The organism is Buttiauxella sp. BIGb0552 (genome assembly GCF_004366275.1).
In the GTDB taxonomy this organism is placed as follows: Bacteria; Pseudomonadota; Gammaproteobacteria; order Enterobacterales; family Enterobacteriaceae; genus Buttiauxella; species Buttiauxella gaviniae.
Genome location: NZ_SODY01000007.1, coordinates 280749 through 299761 on the forward strand (window position 1 = coordinate 280749; position 19013 = coordinate 299761).

The following is a 19013-nucleotide window of genomic DNA, read 5'->3' on the forward strand; positions in this document are numbered from 1 at the left end:
CCTTTTTATTGCCTGCCGTTTAGCGGATGCGACGCGGCGAACGGGTCGGATGACCTTTTAGCATTGGCCGGAAGGCTGGAGAAAGACATGAAACTGAAACTTGATGCAAACGGACACGTAGTGGTTGAAAACGGTATGCCTGTGTATGTGCATGACGACGGCAAAGAAATCCCGTTCGATGCCTCTGCGGCGATGGGCAAAATCTCTCAGCTCAACGGTGAGGCCAAAACTCACCGCGAAGGGAAAGAGCAGGCGGAAGCCAAACTATCCCAGTTCGCCAGCATCACCGACCCGGCGAAGGCGCTCGAAGCACTGGACCTGGTATCCAAGCTCGACCAAAAGAAGTTGATCGACGCGGGTGCAGTTGACCAGGTTAAAGCCGAAATCACCAAGGCATTCCAGACCCAACTGGATGAAGCCAACGGCAAGAGCCAGAAACTGGAATCGCAGCTTTATCAGGAGATGATCGGCGGTCGCTTCGGCAGTTCGGCGTTCATCAAAGATAAGGTCGCCATCCCGGCAGACTTCGTTCAGGCCCGCTTCGGTCAGGCATTCAAAATCGAAGACGGCAAGGTCGTTGCCTATGACCAGCAGGGTAACAAGGTCTATTCACGCACCAAGCCTGGCGAACTGGCTGACTTCGACGAAGCGCTGGAATCGCTGGTTGAGCAATACCCTCAGAAAGACCACATCCTCAAAGCATCCGGCAACACTGGCGGTGGCTCTCAACAGTCGCAGCATCAGGCCGGGCAGAAAACCATGAAACGCGATGCGTTCGATTCTCTCGATACGGCTGGCAAACAGACCGCATTGAAAGACGGCATGAGCATCGTTGATTAACTCTAAGGAACCTTAAATGGCTGGAAACACCCTGACTGGTCTCATCCCGACCATCTATACCGCTCTCGATTCTGTATCCCGCGAACAAACCGGTTTTATCCCGGCAGTAGCTCGTAACGCAAAAGCGGATGCCGCAGCGAAAGACCAGACGGTCACCGCACCTGTTGCGCCGGTTGCTACGACCGTTGATATCACCCCCGGTGCGAACGCGCCAAATGATGGTGAGCAATCCGTTGGTACCGTAAACGTCAAAATCACCAAATCCAAAATGGCTCCGGTCAAATGGAACGGCGAAGAACAACTGGCTCTTGGCCCAGCAGGTACTTACAACATCATCCTGGCTGACCAGTTCAAACAGGCGTTTCGTGCATTGAGCAATGAAATGGATGCTGACCTGGCGACACTATTCTTCAACTCTTCACGTGCCACCAGTTCGCCAAAAGACACGCCATTCAGCGTTAAAGATGATCTGTCCGATGCAGCAAATGCCCGTCAGATCCTGACTGATAATGGCGCGCCAATGACTGATTTGCGCATGGTGCTGGGCGGCGAGGCGATGGCGTCTATTCGCGGCAAGCAGTCCGTGTTGTTCAAAACGAACGAAGCGGGTACTGACCAGCTGCTGCGCGAAGGCGTTATCGGCCGTGTGATGGGATTCAATCTGCATGAATCCGCTAGCATCAAACGCACTCCTAAAAGCACTGCCACTGGCTACAAGGTCAATGGTGCCAAGAAAGAGGGCGATATTATTATTGCTATCTCGGCGGGTACTGGTGGCATTGCTGTCGGCACTGCGGTGACATTCGACGGCGACTATAACCAGTACATGGTGGTGGCTGCGACCTCATCCAGTATTACCATCGGTGCACCGGGCTTGCGTCAGGATCTGGCTGACCAGACGGCAATGACTGTGCTGTCTGAGTTCGCGCCTAACATGGCGTTTGATCGCAATGCCTTCCTGCTGGCTTGCCGAACTCCAGCAATGCCTGATGGTGGCGATACCGCTGACGATGTGATGAACGTAACCGACCCGGTTTCCGGCATCACCTTCCAGATCGCTCTGTACCGTCAGTACCGTCAGGTGCGCTATGAAGTTGGCGTTGCGTGGGGTGTTGCATCCATCAAGCCTGCGCACAGCGCAATCATCATGGGCTAACCATCGGGGCTTCGGCCCCTTTATCTTCTGGGAGGCCCAATGGCCGGACTGACGAAAGAACAGCGTGCAGAGCGCGAAGCGGCAAAGCTTGCAACTGATACTGCGCAATCCAATCCTGCTCCGCAGGAAACGCAGGAAACGCAGGAAACGCAGGAAACGCAGGAAACGCAGGAAACGCAGGAATTGACACTGCTCATCATGGTGCGCGACGAACCGGAGTTTCCTGGTGGCCCGCTTTCAGCAGATGTGCATCCGGATGAGGTTGAGAACTGGCTGGCGCTGGGCTGGCAACTGGAGGGCTGATTATGCTGGTGGCTGATCCGGCTTCCCCTGGCTTCAACAGCTACGCCAGTGTTGTCGACCTCAAAGCCTTCGCTGACTCTCGCGGATACTCCCTCCCAACAGATGATGGTGAGTGTGCTCAGTTACTGGTGCAGGCGATGGACTATCTCGAGGGGCTGGGGTGGCGCGGTGAGCGTGCTGTTTCATCTCAGCCTTTATCGTGGCCACGCACTGGATTGCGTTTCGATGGAGTTGACCTGCCTGATGATGCCATCCCTAAGCAACTCGTTGCCGCGCAATGTCGCCTTGCCATTGAGTCGCAGGAAATCGACCTGGCACCTTCGGTTGCTGGAGGCGGTGCCGTGACGATGGAGCGCGTTGAAGGGGCGGTAACGGTGCAATACGAAGCCGGGACCAGCAAAGCAACGCCATCATTCCCTTGGCTGTTCGCTTTACTGCGTGGGCTGGTGGTAGGTGGTAAACAGGTCCGGGTGACAAGGGGATAGCATGGCAATCAATTATCTGCGAATGCGTGCGACTGCAACCCGGTTGCTTACCGAGAATGGCACGCAATACCCGTTAACCCGTGGTGGAACTGTTCAGCGTGATGAGAATGGTCGGGAAGTTAAAACCCTCGCGATATCATCGACCGTTACGGGCGTTATCACTGAGTATCACCCTCGTGAAATTGATAACTCACTGGTGCTGACTGGCGATATCAAGCTGGCGGCCACGTTCGAAACAGAAATCCGTATTGGCGACCTGATTACCGTCGATGGCAGAGCCTATCGTGTTGTGCAGCCCAACCCTGTTAAACCGGGCAAGGTGCTCATCAGCTACAACGTTCAGCTAAGGATGTGACCATGAGCAATCAGGCTTTTCTACAGTCCATCCAGATCATTGTCGATTCGACCAAAGCAGATGTTGAGGCAGTAGCGCGAGTGACTGGTATCAAAATACTGGCGCAGCTTGTTCGAATGTCGCCAGTGGGTAACCCGGATGTTTGGGAAGCGAACCAGACGGCGGTTGCGTTCAACGAAGAGGTGACTAACCACAACAATGCGCTGCGCAATGATGAAGCGAACCTGACTAAAACAGGGCGGCTACGTAAAGGTTTGAAGGTTCATGACTCGATGGATATCAAAGCGCCACCTGGTTATACCGGAGGACGCTTTAAAGCCAACTGGTTTGTGGGCATGGATTCGCAGCCGGTTGACGCCACTGATGATGTCGATCGCACCGGGAATATCTCAATGCGGCGTGGGCGTGTCATCCTGGAAACATTCAAGGTGGGCATGACCTCAATCTATTTCGCGAACAACCTTCCCTACGCCTACGAACTTGAAATGGGTCATTCAAAGCAGGCTCCAGGCGGAATGGTGCGCATCACTGCACAGGACTTCCAGAAGCTGCTCTCTGAAGCAGTAAAAGAGGTGCGCAATGGCTGACCAGTCGTTACGTATTGTCGAGATACTTGAGCAGCGCATTGCTGTAGTTGCCAGTGCACAGGAAGTGCTGGTGGCATGGGAGAATATTCCTTTTACGCCACCACAGGACAAGCCTTATCTACGCGTCTTCGTTCTACCCGCCACCACGCAAAGTCTCGACTTTGAAGCGAAGGCGCAAACCTACCGCGGAATACTGCAGGTAAATGTGATCGCGATGTCTGGTAATGGTGTTGGCGAATCGCGCAGCCTGGCGCAATTAATTGCTGATGAATTTCCTGAGGGGAGGCATCTTCCTGATGGTGAGTTATCGGTATACATCAGCGGGCAACCCACCATTCACCCAGGCATTCAGGATCGGACATCTTCTGGCCCGACTGGTGGGTCGGGTTCAATCAGCTACACCATTCCCATCTCAATCAGCTACCGCGCTGATTACTGACCCGCTCCCCGGCGGGTTTTTTTATTACCTAAATTCAGGAGAGTGCAATGGCATTCGCAATTCCCAATGGCTCGCGTGTGAATATCGCGAAGGCATATCTCGCGCCTGTGGTGTTCACTGCGGCCTCAAACGCAGCTGAATGTGAACTCACGGTAGCATCGGTGGCAGGTATTCTGGCCGGTGATGTTGTACAGGTGAACTCAGGTTGGTTGAAACTCGACAGCATGGTTTTGCGCGTTAAATCAGTTACCACCACCAAAATTGTGCTGGAAGGTTTTGATACAACTAATACGAACAAATTTCCTGTCGGTACCGGCGCAGGCACGCTACGTAAAATTGATTCGTGGATCACGATGCCGCAGGTTATGACGCTTGGCACCGAAGGTGGTGATCAGCAGACCATCAGCGTCCAGTTTCTGGAGGATGATAAAGCTCGAACCATCCCGACATTTAAAAATGCTGTCGTTCAGGTATATACCTTTGCACATGATCCTCTGCTCGCCATCTACGCCCGTCTGATTGAGCTCGATGAATCAAGCGATACAGTCGCTGTATGGTTCCATAATCCACGCGGTAAGGCAGATCGCTACTATTCGGCAAAAGTATCATTTCAAAAGGTACCTAAGACCGAAGTTAATGCCGTTGAAAGTAACGAAGCTCGCATGAACTTCGAATCGGACATGCAGATTTATCCAATCGCCGATTCCTCAGCAACACCGCTGGCGTTCGTTTCCGATTTGAATACGACAACCAAATCACTTGCGACGGGCGCATCCCTGGACCTCGCTGTTGTGGTATCAGGTGGCTCCGCGCCATACACCTATGTCTGGAAGAAAGCCGGTACCGTACTACCATCGCAAACATCCGCGACGCTCCATATTGCGGCAGTGGCTGCAGGCGATGCGGGTTCGTATATGTGTGAAGTTACCGATGCAGCGGGTAAAACCATTACCTCTAAGTCCTGCGTTGTCAGCATCACCTGATTATTTTGCCCGGTTCGCCGGGCTTTTTTGTGAGTCGAAACCATGACCAAATTCACCCTGATCCCTAACCCAACCTTTTCCGTAACTGCTTCAATCCCCCGCGCTGGCACCGAAGACGGCAAGCTGACATTCACCTTCCGCCATAAAACGCTCGATGAGTTACGCGCTATGGATGAGAAGCTTCAGAAGTCAGCAGAAGGTAAAAAGTCCGCTGTTGAACCGCAGGCTGACTATCTTATGGAAATCACTGAAAGCTGGGCGCTGCCTGATGATTTCACCCGCGAAAACGTTATTACCATGCTGAAGAACTACCCACGAGCCTTCGACAGCATCGGCCTGGCTTACACCAAAGAACTGATGGGATTGCGCGAAAAAAACTGAAACAGGTCGCCGCAGCGATGTATACGCCGGGGCCGTCAGTTGCGGAACTCAGCGCTTTTGGTTTAACGCCTGAAGATGTGGAAGAAGAGGTCGGGATCCTGCCGTCAGTATGGCAGTCCTTCGCTGTCTTCTCATCGCTGGCGACGCAATGGCGCGTGGGTGCGAGTGGCGCAACCGGCATCGATTATAACGTTCTCCCCTGGATGTTTGAATTGCACAGGGTCGAGGATGCGGCGGCCTGTCTGGCTGATATTCAAATCATGGAGCACGAAGCTCTCAAAACGATGAGTAAGGTGGCGTAATGTCTGAACAAATCGCGTCGATTACGCTGCGTGCTGATGTTTCGGATTTGAAAGCAGCAAATAATGAACTCGATAAATTATCAGATGCAGCAGCCGGTGCCGCTGCTGGTGCTGATAGCCTGGCTGATGCGGCAAAGCGTGTTAAGCCTGCCACGCAGCAGGGAACGGAAGGGCTTAAAGAGCAGCAGAATGCTTTAAAGGGTTTGCTGGAGAATATTGACCCAGTCACCAAAGCCCTTAACCGCCTGGATGAGCAACAAGCTTCACTGCGAGGATTTCAGACCAAAGGGTTTCTGGATAACGATACCTTTCAGTCTTACAACAAAATCCTTGATGACACGCGCTTAAAGCTTACTGATACGGGTGAAGCTGCGGCGCGTGCGCAGGCAGAACTGGCAGCCACGCAGGCTGCAGAGAAGCAATCGGCCTCACTGAAAAGCCTGCTTGGCTCCATTGACCCGACTATTCGCGCATTCAATGCGCTCGATGAACAGCATGCACTGCTTGTTTCGCACTTCGAGTCAGGGCGCATCAACAGCAGCCAGTTCGAGCACTTCAACGGCATCCTGAACGAAACGCGCCAGCGGCTGACAACCGTCGCTGATGTCTTGCCTGAAGCGCTGACAAAGCAACAACTCGCCGCCCAGAAAGCGGGGATTTCAATCGGGCAATACAACCAGGCGCTGCGCACATTACCAGCCCAGTTCACTGACATCGCCACACAGCTGGCTGGTGGTCAGTCGCCATTCCTTATCCTTCTCCAACAGGGCGGGCAGATTAAGGATCAGTTCGGTTCGGTCGGCGGTGCGATTTCCGGAGTCGGTGGTTATCTGCGCGGGTTGCTGGGTTTGCTTAACCCGGTGACGCTGGGAATTGGCGCGCTGGTGCTGGGTGTTGGGGTGCTTGCGACGGCCTGGTACAAAGGGACGCAGGAAGCCTCCGAGTTTAATCGTCAGCTCATTCTGACGGGGAACTACTCGGCACAAACAGCAAGCCAGTTGTCAGAAATGGCGCAAAAGATTGGAGGCTCGAGCAACAAGGTCGCAGCCGCTGCCGCCACGTTATCTCAGGTAGTTGGCGCCGGCACATTCAAAACCGATCAGCTGGAGTCGGTAACCCGCGCCGCGATGGCGATGGAAAGCGCGACCGGGCAATCGGTCGATGCCACGATTAAGAACTTCCAGAAGCTATATGCCAATCCCACGAAGGCATCGGAGGATCTTAACTCCACGCTGCATTACCTGACGGCCAGTCAGTATGAATACATATCTTCATTGGAACGACGAGGAGATATGGAAGGTGCAGCTGAAGCCGCTGCCAAAGCATACAGCCAAGCAGAGCAGCAAAGAGCACAGGCAATACTCAACAACATGGGTTTGATTGAGAAAGCCATTAAATCAGCCACTGATGGGTGGAAAGAGTTTTGGGATGCCGCCCTGAATGCTGGCAGACCGATGACAGAAGCTTATCAACTTGAACAAGTTAATAAGGCGATTGCCCAGATTTATGCCGATAGGCAGAAGTCAGGAAAAGCAGATCTCTTTGGTGAAGGGCTGATAAACCTTCAGAAGCAAAAAGCAGATATTGAATTCGCCATTAAGTCGCAAGAAGGTTATGCAGAGGCGCAGGCCAAGTCTAAGAAAATTAATGAAGAAGGCATCGCTGCGCAGCAGGTAATGAATAAGTACCTGGATGCGGGAACTACAGCTGCAGAAAAGCGCAGTAAGGCACAGGAAGAGCTTAACAAACAGATTGCAGCGAATGCGCGAGCGGCTAAGGCCACACAAACACTTCCACCAGAAAGTAGAGTTGCTAAATGGTCCCAGGAAGATATTGCTAAAGCGCGTAAAGGCATCGATGAGCTTTATAAAGATCCTAAAGTTGCCAAAACCCCAGCTGTTCGGGTGGCGGCCGGTGACCGCTCACTCGATACCTACAACGCTGAAACGCTGGCACTACAGGCCCAACTTAAAGTTCTTCAGCAGCATACCGGCGTTAATGATGTCATCAGTCAACAGCGCAAGCAGCAGTGGGAGATTCAGGCCAAATTCAGCGTGCTTGAAGATTCCGCTAAATCCCGGACGCTGACCAAAGACGAGCAATCGTTACTGGCAACGAAAGATAAAGCCTTAGCCCAGGCGGAAATCAACGCCGGAATAGGCGACCAGATTGCCAGCCAGCAAAAGCTGAACTCTTTAGCAGACCAGGCGAATAAGTTTGCACAGCAGCAAGCAGCTAAACGTGAAGAAATCGCCGCGGCAGCACGGGGTGAATCAACGCGTGAAGCGGAAAGGGCATCCTCCCTTCAGCGCATTAAAGAGGCGTATTCATACAACCCTGAAGCACAGAAAAAGGTTCTTGCCGAACAGCGGGCAACGTATCAGGCCGAAGATGAGTTAAGGGATAACTGGATAGCAGGTGCCAAGCGCGGCTGGGCTGATTATGCCGATGCCGCCACCAATACCTATGATGGCGTCAGGAATGTAGCCTCTTCAACATTCACAGGCCTGTCCGACATGCTGACCAGCTTGATGACTACTGGGAATGCCTCCATCAAAGAGTTCGGCAAATCCATGCTGAAGATGATCTTGGAAGTTACTAACCGTCTCATGGTGGCTTATGCGGTGCAAGCAGCTATGGGATGGATTAGTGGCTCTTCAAATCCGCAAGGCGGAGGAGTTGGCAGCCCAGATTTTGTTGGTCCAGTGAGGAATGCCAAGGGAGGAGTATATCAGTCGGCAGGGTTACATCAGTACGCCAACGGCGTATACGACTCTCCTCAGCACTTTACATTCCAAGGTGCAACCAAGTTTGCAAAAGGAGGCGTGTTTGGTGAGGCTGGCCCTGAAGCTATTATGCCATTGACGCGTGATTCGGCAGGACGGCTAGGGGTAAAGGCGCATGGTGGGGGGGGGATGGCACCTGTAATTAACACGACAATAAACGTTGATGCTGGTGGATCAGCGACTGCCCACACCTCAAGTACTGGCGATGCCATGGGGCGAGCCCTAGCGGATGATATGCAAAATGCCGCGCTCCAAGTAGTTCAGAAACACCTGAAACCCGGCGGTATGATCTACAACTTCAGTAAGGGTAGATAGTGTTTCACTCATCCCCTGGTTATCATGCCTAAAACCACGATAAATAAGGGGATGATGGTGAAAAGACTGCTATTGGTAGGGGCTGCTTGTTTTCCACTTGTCGGTTGCTTTGGAGAGTATAGCGAAGCCATTAGTTATGGTGAATCACAGATTAAGGAAGCGCTAAAAGATCCTGATAGCGCCAAGTTTAGTGATGTTTGGTTTTCTCCTGATGCGAATAATGGTAAGCCAAGAACTAGTGGATATGTTTGCGGGAAGGTTAATGCTAAAAACGCAATAGGGGGTTATGCAGGTGATTCGGCATTTGTTATATACGTAGGGCAGACAGATTCTGGGTTTGTCAGTAGCTCTGCTGTTATTTCCCAAGATTCTGAGGGGCCCAATATGGCGATAATCACATCATCTTGTAAAAAATAACTACTAAGCCCCGGCCAGTCCGGGGCTTTTCACATCAGTAGCAAGTACCGCCAGCGTGGTGAGATCCGGTTCCGCCATGCGGATGCGTACCGCGTGGACACGCCATAGTAGAAACAGACATCATGCCGAACATTACAACCAATACCAATGCGATCATTTTCTTCATTTCATTAACCTTGCCATTAAATGATGCGATGGTGCAGGGCCGCTCTTTGGCGGCTACAACTCTATTTATTGAGAGCGGCTATTAATTGCAACCGTATTGATTACAATTGTGAGAGTAATACTGGCCTTGAGAGTTTGTTCCAGAAATCATGCGGTTACCGTTGCCCATATTTGTCTGAGTCTCATTCCAAGACTGACCATTGGACGCAGTTCCATTTGTATATGTTGTATTACCAACGGTATTGGAAGTTTGTGACCAGTTTGACCCATTACTGGAGTTACCATTCACGGTTGTCATATTACCCATGCGGCTTACCGTATAACTATTTCCATTATTATCATAACAACTGGATAACGCATTTGTACCAATGCATTGAGCGCTTGATCCAAATGAAGTTAAAACAAGCAATAATGCCAGAATATTTTTCATTAAATTAACCTTACAAGTAAATATAGAATTCAAAACGCAATTCTACTCCTAAGATGTGTGAATTAACCATCCCACTTAGGCCGGTTTTTATGGAGCAATTATGGCAGTAGAAACCTATAAATGGCATTCGCAACTTGGTGCTGGACCTATCGAATATAGTCAGACAGTCCGTGCAGCCCAGTTTGGTGATGGCTATGAACAAGTAGCCGAGAACGGGATTAACTCGACAGCTATCCAGTTGCCAATGAAGCATGTGGGGGCTGAAGCGGAAGTGAATGAACTTCGCACTTTCCTGCTGACTCATGTAGTGAAAGCATTCGTCATTACCCCCCCAGGTGAAGAGAAGGGGCTTTACCGCGTTGTCGCTAATTCTGTACGCAAGAACGTTATTAGCAGCAAGTTCGCAGAACTCACTTTCACCATCAAACGAGCCTATGGGGTGTACGCATAATGGCTTTCGTCGACCAGGCCGCAAAACTGGCACCCGGTGGCAGGGTGCGCTTGATTGAAGTTGATGCGTCGGAATTCAGCGGTGGTATACACCGTTTTCACTACAGTCCATTCCCACACACTCCAGAAGAAATCGACGCAGCAGCCGGCGATGAAAACAAGCTAGGCCCGAAGCCAATCATCTTTGATGGCAAAACTTACGATTTCTGGCCATTCCAAGTGGTTGACCTTGCTCTTTCAACTGACCAAGCCGCAGAGCCAAAACTCAGTGTGTCGAACCTGGATGGTCATATCACTGCGCTTTGCCTTCAGTTCAAAGACATGGTGAATTCGAAAGTCAGCATTATCGACACCTATGCCGTATACCTTGATGCCGTGAACTTTTCCGGGGGAGTTAATCCAACGGCTGATCCAACGATGTTCTCACTGCAGACGTTCTGGATAGACATCAAATCATCTGAAGATGACGAGGTCATCACTTGGGCGCTGAGCAGCCCGGCTGACCTGCAGGGCTTAGTGATCCCTACAAGGCAAATCACATCACTTTGTGAGTGGGCCTTGCGGGGCCAGTATCGGAGTGGTGATGGTTGTAGTTATAACGGCATAGCTTATTTCGATGCCAAAGGTAATCAGGTAAGCGACCCAGCGTTTGATGTTTGCGGAGGTTGCCTCATTGATTGCCGCAAGCGCTTTGGTGCAGGACTGGCAGAACCAAACACTGCAACTCTCGATTTTGGTGGCTTCCCCGCAACGGTTCTCTTCACTCGATAATCAGGTTTCACAATGAACAAAACGATAATGACAGCCATCCGGGCTCATGCACTGGAGGAATCTCCTCGCGAGTGCTGCGGCTTCGTCATTCAATCCGGGCGACGTCAGAGCTACATACCGATCCCCAATAGCCATGAAAACCCGACTGAACACTTCCGTATCGATGGGGATCATTGGGCAAACGCCGAGGATTCGGGAACGATTATCCGTGTTATCCATTCGCACCCTGGTGACGGAGCAAGGCCAATTCCCTCCGACCTTGATCGTCAGCAATGCAACAACTCAGGTGTGATTTGGGGCATTTACGCACCTGACTGTGATCAGTACGCCGAAATTACACCCGATGCCATTCCGCTTATCGGCCGCGCGTTCATCCTTGGCTCGCATGACTGCTGGGGATTGATTATGGACTGGCATGCCACGCAGGGCGTTGAGCTGAATGATTTTCGAGTCGATTATCCTTGGTGGGAAAGCCAATACACGGACAACCTCTATTTCGATAACTGGGAGAAAGAGGGCTTTATCGAATGTGACCCCATGCCGGGTTGCATGGTCATCATGCAAGTTGAATCCGGAAAGTGGAATCATGCCGGGATCATCACCGAAGAGGGTGAGCTATTACATCACCTCTATGGTCAGCCATCCTGCATCACGCCGTATTCACGCGGCTATTTCAAAGAAAGAACGATGATATCTGTCCGCCACAAAAACTTACCTCTGGAGCTAACACAATGGCGCGTTTAACAACCATTCGCTTATACGGACCATTAGGCGCTCGTTTCGGGCGCGTTCATAAGTTTGCAGTTCAAACCTCGATGGAAGCAGTCAAAGCTCTTAGCGTTAATTTTGACGGATTTGAAGACTACCTACACAATGCCAAAAGCAATGGGATGGTATTCGCTGTATTCAGAGGCAAGCGAAATATTGGGCTGGAAGATTTTAAAAGTCTTGGTGGAAACGATGACATTCGCATTGCTCCAGTTATGGAAGGGGCAAAGAAGGCCGGATTATTCCAAACGATACTTGGGGCAATAATGGTAGTGGCTGGGGGAATCATGACTTATGTCTCAGGGGGAACAGCCTCTCCAATGGCCGCAGGTTTAATCTCATCTGGATTAGCAATGATGGCGGGTGGCATCTATCAGATGCTTTCACCACAACCTAAAGGTCTTCAAGGCCGTGATGATCCGGACAATAAACCAAGTTATGCATTTGGTGGTGCGGTTAACTCATTGGCTATGGGTAACCCGGTCCCAGTATTGTATGGAGAGCGAGAAATTGGTGGCGGGATCATTAGTGCAGGGATCGTAGCAGAAGATATCTAATCGCTGTTTCACGAGCGACTGAGCAAAATTCATTCAACTTATCAATAAGATGATTAAGGTCGTAACAATTTGTAACTTGAATATGTTAAGATTAATCTGATTGCAATCAAAGGATGATCTTAATGAAAAAAGTTATAGCTGTAGCTCTGGGTGCTTTGTTACTTTCTGGCTGTTCTATTCGTGTTGCTGATTTAACCGTCGGTAGTACCAAGAACTACAACATTAACGGTAATAAATTTATTACCGGTCCACGCGTTACTGCCGAGGACTCATATCCAGTAGTTCTTTTCCCGCTGGGAATCCCAAATATGAAAACAGCAATTGATAAAGCCATTGAGAATGATAAATGCGCTGTCGGTTTGAGTAACTTAGTGATTACTCAACTTAACCACTCATTCATTTTTGGCAAAATCGGCGTTCGTGCTGAAGGTAATTTGATCATTGATAAGTCATTACCTGGTTGCGAAAACCATAGCTGAATGTTTAATTTAAATACTAAGCCACCTTCGGGTGGCTTTTTTTATGGGAAAAATATGGCAACGATTACTGGTGCAAAAGGTGGCAGCCAGAAGCAACACACGCCTGTAGAACAGCCAGATTCAGCCCAGTCAATGGCGCGTTGCCGCATTTTACTGGCATTGGGTGAAGGCGAATTTGCAGGTGGACTGGATGCTACTCGAATTTATCTGGATGGTACGCCGTTGGGCAATGCAGACGGAACCATGAATTTCGAAAATGTGTCATGGGACTTCAGACCCGGCACTCAAGTTCAGGCGCCCATCCCCGGATTTCCTGCCGTCGAGAATGAAACAAGGGTTGAAGTTTCTCTGACAAAGGCAACGCCCTGGACGCGTGCGCTGAGTAATACGCAGATTGATGCGGTGCTGGTGCGAGTGGGCATTACCGGGCTCCAGCAACAGGAAAATGATGGTGATATCGTGGGAACAACGGTCGCATATCATATCGATGTTGCGACCGATGGCGGTGCTTATTCAACGGTGATGACCAAAACGGTTACTGAAAAACTCAGCACGCTGTATGAGCTGACTCACCGCATCAATTTACCCAAGGCGAATACCGGCTGGCAGATTCGAGTTGTGCGAGATACAGCAGACAGCGCCAGCCAGATGCTACAGAACAAAACTCAGATTCAGGCTATCACCGAGGTCATTGATGCGCGGCTACGTTACCCGCACACCGCGCTGCTGTACGTTTCGTTTAATGCAAAAGCCTTTAGTAACATCCCGCGCATTTCCTGCAAGCCCAAAGGCCGTGTTATCCGCGTTCCCTCCAATTACGACGCTACAGCGAGAACGTACAGTGGAAACTGGGATGGAACGTTCAAATGGTCATGGACGAATAACCCAGCCTGGATCTGGTTTGACATCCTCACCCAGCAGCGTTTCGGTTTAGGCCGACGCGTCACTGTCGATATGCTGGACAAGTGGGAGTTGTACAGGATTGCGCAGCGATGTGATCAACTGGTACCAGATGGGAAAGGTGGGTCGGGTACTGAGCCTCGCTTCCTTTTCGATGTTTATATCCAGTCACAAGCTGATGCTTTCCAGGTAATCAAAGATATTGCCGCTGGCTTTAATGGTATGACGTGCTGGGGAAACAACATGTTCAACGTTGTTTCTGATATGCCGGTGGATACGGCGAAGATTCAGATCCTCACCCGCGCTTCGGTGGTGGGTAAACCGGTCTATTCAAGTGGCAGTGAAAAGAACCGCTATAGCTCTGCACTGATTAACTTTAGCGACCCGGATAATCATTATCAGGATCGCACGACTGCGGTGATGTTTCCTGACCTGGTTAAGCAGTTCAAGTTCAAACAAACTCAGCTAACAGCTATTGGTTGCACTCGTGAGAGCGAAGCGCAACGCCGGGGCGGCTGGGCGGTCTATTCAAACTACCTTGATCGCATGATTTCGGTCACCACCGGTCTGGACGGTTACGTATATATACCCGGGAAAGTTTTCGCTTTTGCTGATGAACGGGTATCAGGCCGAATCTATGGCGGTCGTGTTGTTGCATACGATGCAGCAATCAAGGCAGTAACCACGGACCAGGGAACCAGTGCAGTAGCTGGCGATACATTGATGATCCGCACCATTGGCGGCACTGTCGAGAGCAGGGTAATCCAGGCGGTTAATGGTACTCAGTTAATCGTGGCCACGGCATTCGTTTCTCAACCTGCTATGGATGCTGTGTTTGTCATCGATGCAGGGCAATTGCGCCTGCAGTATTTCCGGGTAACGAATCTCACCTATAACGATGAGGAAAACACATTCTCCATCGCTGCAATTGAATACAACTCGTCAAAATATGACGCGGTTGATAACAATGCCCGGCTCGATACTCCACCGATTAGCCTCATTCCCACTGGCCTGGTTGGACAGCCCGGGAATGTATCCCTTTCAAGCTATGACGCGGTTCGCCAGGGGCAGCGCATTGCTACGCTTCTCGCGACCTGGGATGCACCGCTGGATAAAAACGGTAAACCGCAAGCCGATGTCGTTGCCTATCAAGCTCAATGGAAGCGCGGTGATAACGAGTGGATTAATGTGCCTCAAACCTCGATGCGTAGTTTTGAAGTGCCGGGCATATTTGAAGGGGATTATCTGGTTCGTGTTCGAGCCATCAATTCCGGTGGCGCATCGAGTTTGTGGGCCAGCTCAATGCTTACGCATATCAAGGGAAGGACTGGCAATGTTCCTAAGCCAGTTGGGCTTACTGCTACAAATGATGTTGTATTTGGTATCAACATATCCTGGGGATTCCCGGCGGATTCAGGCGATACGCTGAATACTGAAATCCAGTACAGCGCTGCGGCTGATGGCTCCAGCCCAATGTTGCTTGCCGATGTGCCATACCCTCAGAAGCTTTATCAACAGATGGGTCTTAAGGCTGGGCAGGAATTCTGGTACCGCGCGCGCTTAATCGACCGTATCGGCAACCAGGGCGACTGGACTGACTGGGTAGGCGGTCAGGCGAGTATCGATGTCACGGAAATCACCGAGGCCATACTTAACCAGATTAAAGACACCGACCTGTTCAAAGACCTGATTGAGAGCGCTGTCGACAGTAATCAGAAAGTCGCCGACATGGCCAGCGCCATCACCGAGAACGCAGACAAGCTTGCCGCAGCTGTGGGAGCAAATAAACAGACTGCAGAGTCCATCATTCACAACGCGCTGGCGATTGCGAATGTGGTGGTAAGCCAGTCGGCGCAGAACGGTGCGAACTCAGCGAAGTTTGAGCAACTGCGTGAAGTGATTGCGACTGAAACTGAGGCCCGTGTTACGGATGTTCGCCATCTCGAGGCGAAAATTGGTGAGAATGCTGACGGTACCGCGAAAAACACGGCGGAAATCACGGAAGTGCGCCAGGTTATCGCAACGGAAACTGAAGCGCGCACCACGGCGGTCGATAAAGTGTCCGCAGCAACGAAAGTGGCGTCAGACAAAGCCGATACGGCTGATGGCAAGGCAACAACAGCGGGCAATAAAGCGGATGCAGCTGGCAGGGTGGCGGCACAGAACACGGCTGATATCACGACTCTGGACCAGGCTGTCACGACGCTGGATAGCGCCACGGCCTCACGATTTGAAGAGGTATCAGCTGAACTCGCTGACAAAACGGGCCAGGTTGGAACAATTAAGGGCGGCGTGCAGAATACCTCGATTGCTCTGATTCAGAACACACTGGCGCAGGTTAATCAGTCGCAGCGCATGAGCGTTCAGTATGGCGATAGCAAAGCCGGGATTCAGCGCGTCGATAATGTGATGGCTGATGCCAGCAAGGCCGTTGCTGAGTCGCTGAAAACACTGGATTCCACCGCAGGTGGCAATACGGCAAACGTCACTGATTTATCAAAAACGTTAGCTGATTTCACGCAAGTCGCTGCGACTCGTATCAACTCAATGACCGTGACAATGGGCAACCAGACGGCTGCAATTACTGAACTATACAGCGCTCAGATTGATACCTCTGGCAAGCTCAACGCAATGTACAACATCAAGGTCGCCGTTGACTCGAACGGGCGGCAATACGCTGCCGGGATGGGCATTGGCGTGGAGAATACACCAGGGGGGATGCAGTCACAGGTATTGTTCCTGGCTGACCGGTTTGCTGTCATGGCTCAGGCGGGAGGTGCGGTAACGCTGCCTTTTGTCATCCAGAACGGGCAGACCATCATACGCGATACCGTCATTGGTGATGGCACGATCACTAATGCCAAAATCGGTAACTTCATTCAGTCCAATAACTACGTGGCGAATACGTCAGGCTGGCGGCTGGATAAGAACGGCTCCTGGTTTAATTTTGGCAGTGATGGTGCAGGGGCAAGAAAATCGACAAATGTTACCGACAGCGTAAGGGATGAGAATGGCGTGTTGCGCTGCCAATGGGGAAAACTGACGGGAGTATTCTAATGGTATGGGGATTTCAGACATGGGATGCGAATGGCAAGCCGAACAACTACGGAATTAAGCCGGTCTCTGTGGTAGGGCGAATACCTCTCGCAGTGGGTCAGAACGCCGGCAGTTGGTCGTTTACTGTGCCTGCAGGGATGAAGGTGGGTTTCGCCGTATCGCTCGATGAGGGAGGGAGTACTGTCGGGCGCAGGATTGTTGCATCAGGAAATACCATCACTGTAACGGCTGCTTCAACTGTAGGACTGGGGAATTATCCCGCCTCTAAATGTGAGTTGGTTGTTTTCATGGAGAAGGCGTGATGTCCGATTTCGGCGCAATGATCGTTATGGACAATGGGCAACCGTTTGTCACCCCGCAGTCAACGCCATTCTGCCTCTACGGTAAATATGAGTTTAATTCGGTGGCAAACGGCACCGCTCAACACATAGAGCAGAATATTGTTATAGACGCCAGTTACCCCGTCATGGTGTTCGTTAAAACGACGAACACCGCACAACCGACACCTGTGATTGCATATCGTATTGGGGGGAGTGTCTATATTGCAGGAGATAACCCATACGGGCAGTCATTTACATTAACAGCATATGTATTTGCGATATTCCCACAGTCGTTACCATCCTGGGGCTTCGCAATCTGGGATGCAACCGGGAAACTGGTGCTCACAAACGAATCAAAAGTGTTGTCTGATCTACAAACAGTCGGCACACCTGGAGATACTGGCGGGGTTAATATCGACCAGACTCTGCAAGGGTCATACGCTGTAGCGCCTTGTATATTAGGCTCGTCAATATGGCAGGTAACTAACAGCTCCGCAGGTCAGCCAATAATAATTAATATCACGGCTTATACCGGGGCGAGATTTGACGGAAAGAACACACGCATTAATGCTGCAGGAAATCGAGTCGGCCAGGGAAGCTCGATTGGTGGGACGAATACAGGAATGGCAATCACGGCAATTAACACCGCAGCATATGATTAACTGATCGCTCTGAGTATCAGCCTCACAATCTCGAGCTGTAAATAACAATCGTCAATTTAAGAAACCGCTTCGGCGGTTTTTTTTCGTCTGGAGAAAACATGATTTACACCACAGGCACTATCGCAGGCAACGGCAGCACAATCACCGGTACCGGCACAAACTTTACTGCGGCTGGCAGTCTTATCCGCGTTGGCTGCTCGCTCATTGCATTTACAACCCCAGTACAAGTCCTTCAAATCACCGCCATCACCAGCGGTAACGCTTTATCTGTCACCCCGGCAGTGAGTCCTGCAATTGCTGCCGGTACGAAATACGCCATCCTGCTTAGCGACAGCCTGAGTGTTGACGGCCTGGCGCAGGACATTGCTGAGACGTTCGGCATGTATCAGAAGTACATGAGCGGATTCGCAGATGTGATGAATGGCACGGGTGATGTGACCATCATGATTAATGGCGCACAGGTAACTGTTCCGGGCCAGAAGTCACTGGCGAAAAAAGGAGAAAACTCCGACATTACATCGTTGAGCGGACTGACGACCCCGCTTAGCATGAAGCAGGGAGGGGTGGGCGCATCGGACCCCGCAGGTGCACGCGCAAAACTTGAGCTCGGGGATGTAGCTACACGGAACATAAATAAATTACTTGTTTCAGATTCGAGCCCATCAGTACCCGTCATGCTTCAAACGAATAGCGATTTTAGAAATATCGTTTCATATGACGCTCTTAGCGAATATCCGTTGGGATTGAGCGCGGGATTGGCGACGGGTAAGCAGCTTCCAGGGTCAGGAGTAGCTGAAAGTGGGTTTGTTGGGCTCATTAACGTCAGAACATGGGGAAATAACAGCGCGGGACAGTGTAGTTTTCAGATTGCTGTGAATGACAATGTAGCGGGTTTCCGCCGCACGTATCAAGCTAATGGCACATGGTTTTATTCTAACTTCCTTAGCTGGTATCACTCAGGAAATACAACCAGAGCTTCTGACGGAACATTAAAAGCCGCCTCGCCTGTCGTAAAAATCTTCGCTAACGGCAATGCGGAAACAAATGAAGAATCAGAGGGAGTAACGGTCACTCGCCAGGCTCCCGGGGTATATCTTGTTGAAGG

23 protein-coding genes are annotated in these 19013 nt (G+C 51.0%); 21 read left to right on the forward strand and 2 right to left on the reverse strand.

What is annotated here, in order from left to right:
- Positions 1–87: 87 nt before the first annotated feature.
- The 12 genes from EDF88_RS20530 to EDF88_RS20585 are packed head-to-tail and all read left to right on the forward strand — an operon-like array spanning position 88 to position 9349.
- The gene (locus EDF88_RS20530) at positions 88–840 is read left to right on the forward strand and encodes a DUF6651 domain-containing protein (RefSeq protein ID WP_134186898.1); all 753 of its coding nucleotides are present in this window, start codon (positions 88–90) and stop codon (positions 838–840) included.
- Positions 841–856: 16 nt separating this feature from the next.
- Positions 857–1996 carry a P22 phage major capsid protein family protein gene (locus tag EDF88_RS20535; protein WP_134186900.1) on the forward strand — a complete coding sequence of 380 codons (1140 nt, stop codon included), beginning with the start codon at positions 857–859 and terminating at the stop codon, positions 1994–1996.
- Positions 1997–2035: 39 nt separating this feature from the next.
- Entirely contained in the window at positions 2036–2299 is a 264-nt protein-coding gene (locus tag EDF88_RS20540; RefSeq protein ID WP_134186902.1) for a hypothetical protein, read from the forward strand.
- 2 nt (positions 2300–2301) lie between these two features.
- Positions 2302–2784 carry a DnaT-like ssDNA-binding protein gene (locus EDF88_RS20545; RefSeq protein ID WP_134186904.1) on the forward strand — a complete coding sequence of 161 codons (483 nt, stop codon included), beginning with the start codon at positions 2302–2304 and terminating at the stop codon, positions 2782–2784.
- A gap of 1 nt (position 2785) precedes the next feature.
- A complete protein-coding gene (locus tag EDF88_RS20550) occupies positions 2786–3139 on the forward strand; it encodes a hypothetical protein (RefSeq protein WP_134186906.1) in 354 nt (117 codons plus the stop codon).
- Between the two features lie 2 nt (positions 3140–3141).
- On the forward strand, positions 3142–3726 hold the full coding sequence (locus EDF88_RS20555; RefSeq protein WP_134186908.1) for a hypothetical protein: 585 nt from the start codon (positions 3142–3144) through the stop codon (positions 3724–3726).
- Entirely contained in the window at positions 3719–4165 is a 447-nt protein-coding gene (locus tag EDF88_RS20560; RefSeq protein WP_134186910.1) for a phage tail terminator-like protein, read from the forward strand. The genes EDF88_RS20555 and EDF88_RS20560 overlap by 8 nt, the downstream gene beginning before the upstream one ends.
- 47 nt (positions 4166–4212) lie before the next feature.
- Entirely contained in the window at positions 4213–5148 is a 936-nt protein-coding gene (locus tag EDF88_RS20565) for a phage tail tube protein (protein WP_134186912.1), read from the forward strand.
- A 42-nt stretch (positions 5149–5190) separates the two neighbouring features.
- A complete protein-coding gene (locus EDF88_RS20570; RefSeq protein ID WP_134186914.1) occupies positions 5191–5529 on the forward strand; it encodes a phage tail assembly chaperone in 339 nt (112 codons plus the stop codon).
- Between the two features lie 17 nt (positions 5530–5546).
- Positions 5547–5831 (forward strand): DUF1799 domain-containing protein, encoded by a 285-nt coding sequence (locus EDF88_RS20575; RefSeq protein ID WP_134186916.1) that lies wholly within the window; start codon positions 5547–5549, stop codon positions 5829–5831.
- Positions 5831–8932: a phage tail tape measure protein gene (locus EDF88_RS20580; protein WP_134186918.1), complete on the forward strand. Its 3102-nt coding sequence runs from the start codon at positions 5831–5833 to the stop codon at positions 8930–8932. Before EDF88_RS20575 ends, EDF88_RS20580 begins: the two co-directional genes overlap by 1 nt.
- Positions 8933–8986: 54 nt before the next feature.
- Entirely contained in the window at positions 8987–9349 is a 363-nt protein-coding gene (locus tag EDF88_RS20585) for a hypothetical protein (protein WP_243839648.1), read from the forward strand.
- 34 nt (positions 9350–9383) lie between these two features.
- On the opposite strand, the gene EDF88_RS25075 is transcribed toward EDF88_RS20585, so the two are convergent.
- Positions 9384–9515 carry a hypothetical protein gene (locus tag EDF88_RS25075; RefSeq protein ID WP_279586347.1) on the reverse strand — a complete coding sequence of 44 codons (132 nt, stop codon included), beginning with the start codon at positions 9513–9515 and terminating at the stop codon, positions 9384–9386.
- A gap of 81 nt (positions 9516–9596) precedes the next feature.
- Positions 9597–9944, reverse strand: a complete 348-nt coding sequence (locus EDF88_RS20590) for a hypothetical protein (protein ID WP_134186920.1) — start codon at positions 9942–9944, stop codon at positions 9597–9599.
- Positions 9945–10044: 100 nt separating this feature from the next.
- On the opposite strand from EDF88_RS20590, the gene EDF88_RS20595 reads away from it, so the two are divergent.
- The 9 genes from EDF88_RS20595 to EDF88_RS24830 form a co-directional block, all read left to right on the forward strand.
- Positions 10045–10395 (forward strand): phage tail protein, encoded by a 351-nt coding sequence (locus EDF88_RS20595; protein WP_134186922.1) that lies wholly within the window; start codon positions 10045–10047, stop codon positions 10393–10395.
- On the forward strand, positions 10395–11165 hold the full coding sequence (locus EDF88_RS20600; protein WP_166672003.1) for a phage minor tail protein L: 771 nt from the start codon (positions 10395–10397) through the stop codon (positions 11163–11165). The genes EDF88_RS20595 and EDF88_RS20600 overlap by 1 nt, the downstream gene beginning before the upstream one ends.
- Positions 11166–11177: 12 nt before the next feature.
- Positions 11178–11909 carry a C40 family peptidase gene (locus EDF88_RS20605; protein WP_134186926.1) on the forward strand — a complete coding sequence of 244 codons (732 nt, stop codon included), beginning with the start codon at positions 11178–11180 and terminating at the stop codon, positions 11907–11909.
- Positions 11897–12490 carry a tail assembly protein gene (locus EDF88_RS20610; protein ID WP_134186928.1) on the forward strand — a complete coding sequence of 198 codons (594 nt, stop codon included), beginning with the start codon at positions 11897–11899 and terminating at the stop codon, positions 12488–12490. The genes EDF88_RS20605 and EDF88_RS20610 overlap by 13 nt, the downstream gene beginning before the upstream one ends.
- 122 nt (positions 12491–12612) lie before the next feature.
- Positions 12613–12969: a lipoprotein gene (locus EDF88_RS20615; protein WP_134186930.1), complete on the forward strand. Its 357-nt coding sequence runs from the start codon at positions 12613–12615 to the stop codon at positions 12967–12969.
- A gap of 54 nt (positions 12970–13023) precedes the next feature.
- A complete protein-coding gene (locus EDF88_RS20620; protein WP_134186932.1) occupies positions 13024–16926 on the forward strand; it encodes a DUF1983 domain-containing protein in 3903 nt (1300 codons plus the stop codon).
- Positions 16926–17228 carry a hypothetical protein gene (locus EDF88_RS20625; protein ID WP_134186934.1) on the forward strand — a complete coding sequence of 101 codons (303 nt, stop codon included), beginning with the start codon at positions 16926–16928 and terminating at the stop codon, positions 17226–17228. Before EDF88_RS20620 ends, EDF88_RS20625 begins: the two co-directional genes overlap by 1 nt.
- A complete protein-coding gene (locus EDF88_RS20630; RefSeq protein ID WP_134186960.1) occupies positions 17228–17908 on the forward strand; it encodes a hypothetical protein in 681 nt (226 codons plus the stop codon). The genes EDF88_RS20625 and EDF88_RS20630 overlap by 1 nt, the downstream gene beginning before the upstream one ends.
- Before the next feature lie 98 nt (positions 17909–18006).
- Positions 18007–19013: phage tail protein (locus tag EDF88_RS24830; protein ID WP_208326159.1), on the forward strand; the 1007-nt coding region annotated here is incomplete at its 3' end.